At 66.7% G+C, this 1,323-nt stretch carries 1 protein-coding gene; it reads left to right on the forward strand.

Annotated elements, in window-relative coordinates:
* The first annotated feature begins 50 nt into the window (after window positions 1-50).
* Window positions 51-1,316 (forward strand): IS30 family transposase, encoded by a 1,266-nt coding sequence (locus ABZW16_RS43960; protein WP_354962102.1) that lies wholly within the window; start codon window positions 51-53, stop codon window positions 1,314-1,316.
* Window positions 1,317-1,323 lie beyond the last annotated feature (7 nt).

Consider the following 1,323-nt stretch of genomic DNA (forward strand, 5'->3'; position numbering starts at 1 on the left):
CCTTGGGTTCACGCGGTCGATGCAACAACTGACGGGAGTCGAGGTGTTGCATGGTTCAGCAGGGTCCGGTGCGGTCGGTGCGGGTGGTGCGGAAGCTGTTCTGGGATTTGGTCATTGGCGGGGTCGGGGTGGGTGAGGCGGGTGTGCGGGCTGGTGTGTCGGAGGCGACCGGGCTGCGGTGGTTCGCTGAGACTGGCGGGGTGAAACCGCAATTCAGGCAGGCGAAGGCGGGGCCGAAGCCTCGGTTGACGTTGGCCGAGCGTGAGGAAATCGCCGCCGGGGTCGCGGCGAACGAGTCGATCAACTCGATCGCCCGCAGGTTGGGGCGGTGGCCCTCGACGATCATGCGCGAGATCAGCAACAACGGGCCGGTCGGGCGCGGTGTGCAACCCAAGCCGCGGTATCGGCGCAAGCATCGCTTCGGTGCCCGCGCCAGCGGCACGACCGCGGTGGTGGCCTATCGAGCGAGCACGGCCCAGGCCCGTTACGAGCAGCGCACACGCCGCCCCAAACCTGGCCGACTCGCCGGCAATGACGAGTTACGGTCGGTGGTGGGCGACAAGCTGGCGGCCCGGCTCAGTCCCGAACAGATCAGTGGCTGGCTGCGCCAGCAATACCCGAACACACCGGAGATGCAGGTGTCCCACGAAACCATCTACAAGGCGTTGTATCTACAAGGCCGCGGCGGGCTGCGCCGCGAACTGGCCACCAGCCTGCGCACCGGACGGGCGATACGCAAACCACGGCGCGGCCTCGGGCAGCGAGGCTCCCGGATCCCGGGCATGGTCAACATCAGTGAGCGTCCCGCCGAAGTCGAAGACCGCGCCGTCCCGGGCCACTGGGAAGGCGATCTGATCATCGGCAAAGACAGCGCCTCGGCGATCGGCACCCTGGTCGAACGCCGCTCCGGATTCCTCATGCTGCTACACCTGCCCCACGACCACACCGCCGAATCCGTCGCCGACGCCGCCGTCACCAAGATGAACACGCTCCCGGCGTTCCTGCGCCGCACCCTGACCTGGGACCAAGGCAGCGAGATGGCCCAACACGCCCGCATCGCCATGGCCACCGGCCTGGAAATCTACTTCTGCGACCCCCACTCACCCTGGCAGCGCGGCAGCAACGAAAACACCAACGGTCTTCTGCGCCAATACTTCCCGAAAGGCACCGACCTATCAGTGTTCCCCGCCGACTACCTCGACTACGTCGCCGCCCAACTCAACACCCGCCCCCGCAAACGCCACGGCTTCCGCACCCCCGCCCACATCCTCGATGACATACTCACCCAATCAACCACTGTTGCATCGACCACGTGAATCCGCC

Source organism: Nocardia sp. NPDC004604, from assembly GCF_040609795.1.
Lineage (GTDB): Bacteria > Actinomycetota > Actinomycetes > Mycobacteriales > Mycobacteriaceae > Nocardia.